This window comes from Streptomyces sp. NPDC006265, assembly GCF_040613555.1.
Lineage (GTDB): Bacteria > Actinomycetota > Actinomycetes > Streptomycetales > Streptomycetaceae > Streptomyces.
This window is the reverse complement of the sequence record NZ_JBEXSH010000336.1, coordinates 1-8,705: the sequence shown is the minus strand read 5'-3', so window position 1 is coordinate 8,705 and position 8,705 is coordinate 1. Positions and strand designations below refer to the sequence as shown.

Below are 8,705 nucleotides of genomic sequence, written 5' to 3'. Positions count from 1 at the left end.
CCCACTCGCCGCACCGGCCGAAACCCCGAGTACGTCCTGTACGTGGGCTTCCGGCCGGCACGCCGAGAGCACGCACCGGACGCCGCTCCTTGACGTGCAAACGTTGCCTGCCGCGGCACTAGGCCCTCCGACGGGTGCGGTGCCGTGGGGGCTGATCGCGCCCACGCGGCGGAGCCGGCGCATCGGCACAGCCCCGCGCCCCCAGGACAAGAAGGGGCGTCCGACACCGGCGTAATCTGTATCAGGATCTCCGCCCGGTCAGTTTCAGGAAGGCGTACAAGACGTCATGGCTCAGCAGGACACCGATCAGCAGCGCGCGGGTGTGCTCCCCGTCGATGACGAGGGGTACGTGATCGACACGGCGGACTGCGAGGAGCGCGAGGCTGCCTGGCGGGAGCGGGGGAACTCGCGGCCGATCACCGTCGTCGGGAACCCGGTGCTGCACAAGGAGTGCAAGGACGTCATCGACTTCGGCGACGCGTTCCAGCAGCTCGTCGCGGACATGTTCGCCAGCCAGCGCACCGCCGAGGGCGTGGGCCTCGCCGCCAACCAGATCGGTGTGGACGCGAAGGTCTTCATCTACGATTGCCCCGACGACGAGGGCGTCCGGCACACCGGCGTCGTCTGCAACCCCAAACTCGTCGAACTGCCCGCCGACAAGCGCCGCCTGGACGACAGCAACGAGGGCTGCCTGTCGGTGCCCACGGCGTACGCGCCGCTCGGACGGCCCGACTACGCCGAGGTGACCGGGCAGGACGAGAAGGGCAACCCGATCAAGGTGCGCGGCACCGGATACTTCGCACGCTGTTTGCAGCACGAGACGGACCACCTGTACGGCTACCTGTACATCGACCGGCTCTCCAAGCGGGAACGCAAGGATGCACTGCGGCAGATGGCCGAGAACGAGCCCCGCTACCCGGTCGTGGCCAACGACTGAGACCTCAGCCTCACCAGGCACACGGCGTCTGTTCGGGTTTCCCACCCAGAACAGACGCCGTTCGCCTGTCCGTCGCACGTTCGATCGCTTCTGCTCTCCAGGCGATCCGCCGGTCGTCACACAACGGGAGGTTCCCGGCACTGTGGGGGAGTGAATGAAGCAAATGCGTTCCCAGAGCGGCCAGTTGTAGTGCTGAATGGGATGAGCGGGGTATGCAACGGCGCACGCCCGGCACGAAGGGAGGGGCGCCCGCGCCAACTGGCGGCTGAGGAGGGGTTAGTTCGTGCATGCTTTGTCACACGGCACCACATCGACACCGGTCACGATCGCAGTTCCACCGTCGCTCTCTCTCCCGGTGATCGAGGCGGAGTTTCCCCGGCAACTCCACCCGTATTGGCCGAAGTGCCAGGAGAAGACCCGGGCCTGGCTGCTCGAAAAGCGGCTCATGCCGGCGGACAAGGTGGAGGAATATGCCGACGGCCTTTGCTATACCGACCTCATGGCCGGGTACTACATCGGCGCCTCCGACGAGGTCATGCAGGCGATCGCCGACTACAGCGCGTGGTTCTTCGTCTGGGACGACCGTCACGACCGCGACATCGTGCACGGCCGTCCTGTCGCCTGGCGGCTGCTGAGGGACCGGCTGCACGCGGCCCTCGACTCCCCTGAGGAGCACCTGCACCACGAGGACGCACTGGTCGCCGGGTTCGCGGACAGCGTGCTGCGGTTGTACGCGTTCCTGCCCCAGACGTGGAACCTCCGGTTCGCCAGGCACTTCCACGCGGTGATCGGCGCGTACGACCGGGAGTTCCACAACCGCACCCGGGGAATCGTCCCGACGGTCGAGGAATACCTGCAACTGCGCCGGCTCACCTTCGCGCACTGGATATGGACGGACCTGCTGGAGCCGACCGCCGGCTGTGAACTCCCCGACGCCGTGCGAAAACACCCGGCGTATCGGCGGGCGGCGCTGCTGAGCCAGGAATTCGCCGCCTGGTACAACGATCTGTGCTCGCTCCCCAAGGAAATTGCGGGCGACGAGGTGCACAATCTCGGAATCAGTCTCATCACTCACGAGGGGCTGACTCTGGAACAGGCCGTCGTGGATGTCAGGTGCCGAGTCGAGAAAAGTATCACCGATTTCCTCGACGTCGAGCAGGAAGCCTTACGGTTCGCCGACGACCTCGCCGACGGATCCGTGCGGGGGAAGGAATTGAGCGCCGCCGTGCGGGCCTGCCTGAGCAATATGCGGAACTGGTTCAGTTCCGTCTACTGGTTCCACCACGAGTCCGGCCGGTACATGGTCGACAGCTGGGACGACCGGTCCACGCCCCCGTACGTCAACAACGAAGCGGCAGGTGAGAAATGACCGTCGAGTCCGTGCAGCCCGAAACCCCGCCCGCCGTGGAGCTGCGGGAACCGCCCCGGGCGGGCGGAGGTGTCCCCGTGCTCGGGCACGGCTGGAAGCTGGCCCGTGACCCGCTGGCCTTCATGTCCCGGCTGCGCGAGCACGGCGACGTCGTGCGGCTGAAGCTCGGGCCGAAGACGGTGTACGCGGTCACCGCCCCGGCCCTGACCGGCGCCCTGGCGCTGAGCAACGACTTCATCATCGCCGGACCGCTGTGGGAGTCCCTGGAGGGTCTGCTCGGCAAGGAGGGGGTGGCCACGGCGAACGGCCCGCGCCACCGGCGCCAGCGGCGCACCATCCAGCCCGCCTTCCGGCTCGACGCCATCCCCGGCTACGGCCCGATCATGGAGGAGGAGGCACATGCGCTGACCGAGCGCTGGAAGCCCGGTGAGACGATCGACTGCACGTCGGAGTCGTTCCGGGCGGCCGTGCGCATCGCGGCCCGCTGTCTGCTGCGGGGCGACTACATGGACGAGCGGGCGGAGCGGTTGTGCGTCGCTCTCGCCACCGTCTTCCGTGGGATGTACCGGCGGATGGTGGTCCCGCTCGGGCCGCTCTACAACCTGCCGCTCCCGGCCAATCGCCAATTCAACCGCGCATTGGCCGATTTGCATCTCCTCGTCGACGAGATCGTCGCCGAGCGCAGGGCATCCGGTCAAAAGCCGGACGATTTGCTGACGGCATTGCTGGAGGCGAAGGACGAGAATGGCGACCCGATCGGGGAACAGGAGATCCACGATCAGGTCGTCGCCATCCTCACCCCCGGCAGTGAAACCATCGCCTCCACGATCATGTGGCTGTTGCATATGCTCGCGGAGCACCCCGAACACGCCGACCGGGTCCATGACGAAGTGCAAGCCGTCACCGGCGGGAGGCCGGTGGCATTCGCAGACGTCCGAGGACTCAGGCACACCAACAATGTCGTCGTCGAGTCCATGCGTTTGAGCCCGGCCGTCTGGATTCTGACGCGCCGGGCGGTGCGGGACACGGAACTCGGTGGATACAGTATTCCGTCCGGGGCGGACATCATCTACAGCCCGTACGCGATCCAGCGCGACCCGAAGTCGTACGAGCGGCACCTGGAGTTCGACCCCGACCGCTGGCTTCCGGACCGGGTCAAGGACATTCCGAAGCACGCCATGAGTCCCTTCAGCGTCGGCAACCGCAAGTGCCCCAGCGACCACTTCTCGATGGCCCAGCTGACGCTGGTCACGGCGGCGCTGGCCACCAGGTACCGCTTCGAGCAGGTGGCGGGATCGAAGGACGCCACCCGCGTCGGGATCACGCTCCGGCCGCACGACCTGCGGGTGCGGCCGGTGGCGAGGTGAGAGCGCCCTCGGGCTCAGGCCGCCTCGGGGCCTCTGAACGTCCGCCGGTAGGCGTTCGGGGTCGTCCCCACCGCCCGGACGAAGTGGTGGCGCAGGGTGGCCGCGTTGCCGAATCCCGTGCGGCCGGCGATCGCGTCCATGGTCTCGCCCGTCGCCTCCAGCAGCCGCTGGGCCAGCAGCACGCGCTGGCGCAGGATCCAGCGGTAGGGCGTGGTCCCGGTCTCCTGCTGGAAGCGGCGGGCGAATGTGCGTGGGGACATGTGGGCGTGGACGGCGAGCTGCTCGACGGTGACCTCCTCGTCGAGATGGCGCTCCATCCACGCCAGCACCTCGCCGATCGTGTCGCCCTCGGAGTGGGGGAGCGGGCGCTCGATGTACTGGGCCTGGCCGCCGTCGCGGTGCGGTGGCACCACCATCCGCCGGGCGATCTTGTTGGCGACCTCGGTGCCCTGCTCCTTGCGCACCAGGTGGAGGCAGGCGTCGATGCCGGCGGCCGTGCCGGCGGAGGTGATCACCGGGTCCTCGTCGACGTAGAGCACGTCCGGCTCTACGGCCACGCGCGGGTACTGCCGGGCGAGGTCCTTCGCGTGCTTCCAGTGCGTGGCGCACCGGCGGCCGTCCAGCAGCCCGGCCGCGGCCAGCACGAAGACACCGGAACAGACGCTCAGCACGCGCGCACCGCGGTCGACCGCGTGACGCAGGGCGTCCAGCAGCTCCGGCGGGAACTCCCGGGACGCGTAGCTGTACCCCGCGGGCACGGCGATCAGATCGGCCGTCTCCAGCCGCTCCAGGCCGTGCTCCACCTGGAGCGAGAAGCCCGAGTTCATGCGCAGCACCGGGCCCTCGGCCGAGGCGACGGCGAAGTCGTAGACCGGCAGGCCCTCGTCGCTCCGGTCCGTGCCGAAGACTTCGCACACCACGCCGAGTTCGAAGGGGTTCACGCCGTCGAGGAGGGCGACGGCCACGTTCTGCAGCATGGATCCAGTGTGCCTCGTCCGTGGCAGTAATTCGAGGGTCTACGGCAGTACTGCCACTGACGGTAAGGAGCAATCGGCGCGACAGTGGTGTCCATGAACACGAACCAGATCGAAGCACTCATCGGACTGACCGCCACACTCGGGATTCTGGTCCTCCTGATCCTCCCGTCCGTGATCGGCCTGGTGCGCGAGAGGCGCATCGACCGTCAGATCCGGGAGGCCCAGGAGGCCCGCGAAGAGGTGCCGGCTCAGAAGTCCTCGTCCAGGTCGACGGTGCCCTCCACCGCCACCTGGTACGCGGAAGGCCGTCGCTCGAAGAAATTGGTCAACTCCTGAACCCCCTGGAGCTCCATGAAGGAGAAGGGGTTCTGCGAGCCGTGGACAGGAGTGAAGCCGAGGCGGGTGAGCCGCTGGTCGGCGACGCACTCCAGATACTGCCGCATCGACTCGGTGTTCATGCCCGGCAGGCCGTCCCCGCACAGGTCGCGCGCGAACTGCAGCTCGGCTTCGACGGCCTCCCGGAGCATGCCCTCCACCTCCTGCTGGAGCTGGTCGTCGAACAGCTCCGGCTCCTCCTTGCGGACGGTGTCGACCACGTCGAAGGCGAAGGACATGTGCATCGTCTCGTCGCGGAACACCCAGTTGGTGCCGGTGGCCAGGCCGTGCAGCAGCCCCCGGCTGCGGAACCAGTAGACGTACGCGAAGGCGCCGTAGAAGAACAGGCCCTCGATGCACGCGGCGAAGCAGATCAGGTTGAGCAGGAAGCGGCGGCGGTCGGCCTGGGTCTCCAGCCGGTCGAGCTTCTCCACCGAGTCCATCCACTTGAAGCAGAACGAGGCCTTCTCGCGGATGGACGGGATGTTCTCCACGGCCGCGAAGGCCGCCGTGCGATCCTCCGGGTCGGGCAGATAGGTGTCGAGCAGCGTCAGATAGAACTGGACGTGCACGGCCTCCTCGAAGAGCTGGCGCGACAGGTACAGCCGCGCCTCCGGGGAGTTGATGTGCTTGTACAGCGTCAGCACCAGGTTGTTCGCGACGATGGAGTCGCCCGTGGCGAAGAAGGCGACCAGCCGGCCGATCAGGTGCTGCTCCGCCGGTGACAGCTTGGCGAGGTCGGCGACGTCCGAGTGGAGGTCGACCTCCTCCACGGTCCAGGTGTTCTTGATGGCGTCCCGGTAGCGCTCGTAGAAGTCCGGGTAGCGCATGGGGCGCAGGGTGAGCTCGAAGCCGGGGTCGAGAAGGTTCTGGGTGCTCATTACTGGCAGGCCTCGCAGGACTCGGGGTTTTCCAGGGAGCAGGCGACCGCTTCGGGGTCCGGGGTGGCCTGCGCGGGGACAGTGGCCTGGGCGGCGCGGGCGATGCGGGTCGCCGGGCGCGAGCGCAGGTAGTACGTCGTCTTCAGCCCGGACTTCCAGGCGTAGGCGTACATCGAGGAGAGCTTGCCGATGGTCGGCGTCTCCAGGAACAGGTTCAGGGACTGGGACTGGTCCAGGAACGGGGTCCTGGCCGCCGCCATGTCGATCAGGCCGCGCTGCGGGATCTCCCACGCCGTGCGGTAGAGGGCACGCACGTCCTCGGGGATCCAGGCGAAGCCCTGCACCGAGCCGCTGGCCTCGCGCAGGGCCTCCCGGCTGCGGGCGTCCCACACGCCGAGCCGCTTCAGCTCGTCCACCAGGTAGGAGTTGACCTGGAGGAACTCGCCCGACAGCGTCTCGCGCTTGAACAGGTTGGAGACCTGCGGCTCGATGCACTCGTAGACGCCCGCGATGGAGGCGATCGTGGCCGTGGGGGCGATGGCGAGGAGCAGCGAGTTGCGCATGCCGGTCGTGGCGACGCGCTCACGCAGGGCCGCCCAGCGCTCCGGCCAGGTGAGCGCCACGTCGTAGTGGTCGGGGTGCAGCACGCCCCGGGCCGTACGGGTCTTCTCCCAGGCGGGCAGCGGTCCGTTGCGCTCGGCGAGGTCGGCGGAGGCCTCGTAAGCAGCCAGCATGATGCGCTCGGCGACACGGGTGGAGAGGGCCCTGGCCTCGGGGGAGTCGAAGGGCAGGCGCAGCTTGAAGAAGACGTCCTGGAGGCCCATCGCGCCGAGGCCGACGGGGCGCCAGCGGGCGTTGGAGCGGCCCGCCTGCTCGGTCGGGTAGAAGTTGATGTCGACGACCCGGTCGAGGAAGGTCACGGCCGTACGGACGGTCTCGTCCAGCCGCTCCCAGTCCAGGTCACCGGTCGATGTGTCGACAAAGGAACCCAGGTTGACCGAGCCCAGGTTGCAGACCGCCGTCTCCCCGTCGCTGGTGACCTCCAGGATCTCCGTGCAGAGATTGGAGGAGTGGACGACATGGCCCGCTTCGGCCGTCTGGTTGGCGGTGCGGTTGGCGGCGTCCTTGAAGGTCATCCAGCCGTTGCCGGTCTGCGCGAGGGTGCGCATCATGCGGCCGTACAGCTCACGGGCGGGGAGGGTCTTCTTCGCGATCCCCTTCGCCTCGGCCGCCCGGTACGCGGCGTCGAACTCCCCACCCCACAGGTCGACCAGCTCCGGCACGTCCGAGGGGGAGAACAGCGACCACCGCGCGTCGGCGTTCACGCGCCGCATGAACTCGTCCGGTACCCAGTGCGCCAGGTTCAGGTTGTGCGTGCGGCGGGCGTCCTCACCGGTGTTGTCGCGCAGCTCCAGGAACTCCTCGATGTCGGAGTGCCAGGTCTCCAGGTAGACCGCGGCCGCGCCCTTGCGCCGACCGCCCTGGTTCACCGCGGCGACCGAGGCGTCGAGGGTCTTCAGGAACGGCACGATGCCGTTGGAGTGCCCGTTGGTGCCGCGGATCAGCGAACCGCGGGCGCGGATGCGGGAGTAGGCGACTCCGATGCCCCCGGCGTGCTTCGACAGCCGGGCCACCTGGTGGTACCGGTCGTAGATGGAGTCCAGCTCGTCCTTGGGGGAGTCGAGGAGGTAGCAGGACGACATCTGCGGGTGCCGGGTGCCCGAGTTGAAGAGGGTGGGGGAGGAGGGCAGGTAGTCGAGGCGGCTCATGAGCCCGTAGAGGGACGCCACCTCCTCCAGTGCGCGGGTGGTGTCGTCCTCGGCGAGGCCGCTCGCCACCCGCAGCATGAAGTGCTGGGGCGTCTCGACGACCTTGCGGGTGATCGGGTGCCGGAGCAGGTAGCGACTGTGCAGCGTGCGCAGGCCGAAGTAGCCGAAGCGGTCGTCGGCGCCGGTGTCGATCAGGGCGTCGAGCCGGACCGCGTGCAGCCGGACGAACTCGGCGGTGCGGTCGGCGATGAGGCCCTCGCGGTGGCCCACCGCCACGGACTCGGTGAAGGACGTGACGCCCTGCGAGGCGGCTTCCTCGCGGATGCCGATGGTCAGAAGCCGGGCGGCCAGTCGGGAGTAGGCGGGGTCCTCGGAGATCAGGCCGGCCGCGGCCTCCGTCGCCAGCTCCCGCAACTCCGCTTCGTCCGCGGCGGCGGACCGGCCGCGCAGCGCGGCGGCGGCGACCCGGCCGGGGTCGGCGTCGGGGAGGTCGGCGGTCAGCTCGGTCAGGGTCCGCAGCAGTGCGGTACCGGGAGCGTCGTGCTTCTCCTCGGTGGCTGAGACCGGTTCGGCTGGCGCGATGGTCACGTGGGGCTCTCCCTCGCTCGGCACGGGGGCCTCGTCGAGGGCAGGGGGCAGCACACGAGCGCACGCGGCGTCGCGTCCACCGGCCCATTCCACGAGGCCCGGACGTCAGGGCACACCGGCCGGGTGGCCGGGTGCACTGTCGGCAGGTCCTCGGACTGACGCTTGTGCACGAAACATGCACAAGTACACCGTTGCGGGACAGTTCCGGATTCGCACCGGATTCCCCTGCGGTGACAGCGAGCATGAGCATACATCTTGTGTTGGGTTTCGACGGGGGGAGTGCCGACCTCGGCCTGTCGCCAGGGGCAGGGTTCAGAGCCGCTCGGGCGTCCGGATGCCCAGCAGGTCCATGCCCCGGTGGAGCGTGCGGGAGTCGAGCTTGCACTCGTCGGCGAGCGGCCCCACCACGGCGATCCGGGTGGCCGGGGCGAGCGGCAGCACC

Annotated in this window: 6 protein-coding genes and 1 riboswitch; of the genes, 3 read left to right on the top strand and 3 right to left on the bottom strand. The window is 68.7% G+C overall.

The genetic code is table 11. From position 1 onward, the window contains the following. Positions 1-286: 286 nt before the first annotated feature. The 3 genes from def (at position 287) to ABZ281_RS25255 (ending at position 3,673) form a co-directional block, all read left to right on the top strand. Positions 287-937 (top strand): peptide deformylase, encoded by a 651-nt coding sequence (def, locus tag ABZ281_RS25265; RefSeq protein WP_356658945.1) that lies wholly within the window; start codon positions 287-289, stop codon positions 935-937. 283 nt (positions 938-1,220) lie between these two features. Next, positions 1,221-2,306 (top strand): epi-isozizaene synthase, encoded by a 1,086-nt coding sequence (gene cyc1 / locus ABZ281_RS25260; RefSeq protein WP_356658943.1) that lies wholly within the window; start codon positions 1,221-1,223, stop codon positions 2,304-2,306. Next, positions 2,303-3,673 (top strand): cytochrome P450, encoded by a 1,371-nt coding sequence (locus ABZ281_RS25255; RefSeq protein ID WP_356658942.1) that lies wholly within the window; start codon positions 2,303-2,305, stop codon positions 3,671-3,673. Before cyc1 ends, ABZ281_RS25255 begins: the two co-directional genes overlap by 4 nt. 14 nt (positions 3,674-3,687) lie before the next feature. Here the strand turns inward: ABZ281_RS25255 and ABZ281_RS25250 are convergent, their stop codons facing one another. From ABZ281_RS25250 to ABZ281_RS25240, 3 genes are all read right to left on the bottom strand, one after another. Further along, positions 3,688-4,650, bottom strand: a complete 963-nt coding sequence (locus tag ABZ281_RS25250) for a helix-turn-helix domain-containing protein (protein ID WP_356658940.1) — start codon at positions 4,648-4,650, stop codon at positions 3,688-3,690. 248 nt (positions 4,651-4,898) lie between these two features. Then, entirely contained in the window at positions 4,899-5,906 is a 1,008-nt protein-coding gene (locus ABZ281_RS25245) for a ribonucleotide-diphosphate reductase subunit beta (RefSeq protein ID WP_356658938.1), read from the bottom strand. Next, positions 5,906-8,263: a ribonucleoside-diphosphate reductase subunit alpha gene (locus tag ABZ281_RS25240; protein WP_356658936.1), complete on the bottom strand. Its 2,358-nt coding sequence runs from the start codon at positions 8,261-8,263 to the stop codon at positions 5,906-5,908. Before ABZ281_RS25240 ends, ABZ281_RS25245 begins: the two co-directional genes overlap by 1 nt. A gap of 123 nt (positions 8,264-8,386) precedes the next feature. Further along, positions 8,387-8,520: riboswitch (cobalamin riboswitch) on the bottom strand. Positions 8,521-8,705 lie beyond the last annotated feature (185 nt).

Excerpts from the sequence above, each read along its gene's own strand:
- def (WP_356658945.1), top strand. The coding sequence starts at position 287 with ATGGCTCAGCAGGACACCGATCAGCAGCGCGCGGGTGTGCTCCCCGTC.
- ABZ281_RS25255 (WP_356658942.1), top strand. The coding sequence starts at position 2,303 with ATGACCGTCGAGTCCGTGCAGCCCGAAACCCCGCCCGCCGTGGAGCTG.
- ABZ281_RS25250 (WP_356658940.1), bottom strand. The coding sequence starts at position 4,650 with ATGCTGCAGAACGTGGCCGTCGCCCTCCTCGACGGCGTGAACCCCTTC.
- ABZ281_RS25245 (WP_356658938.1), bottom strand. The coding sequence starts at position 5,906 with ATGAGCACCCAGAACCTTCTCGACCCCGGCTTCGAGCTCACCCTGCGC.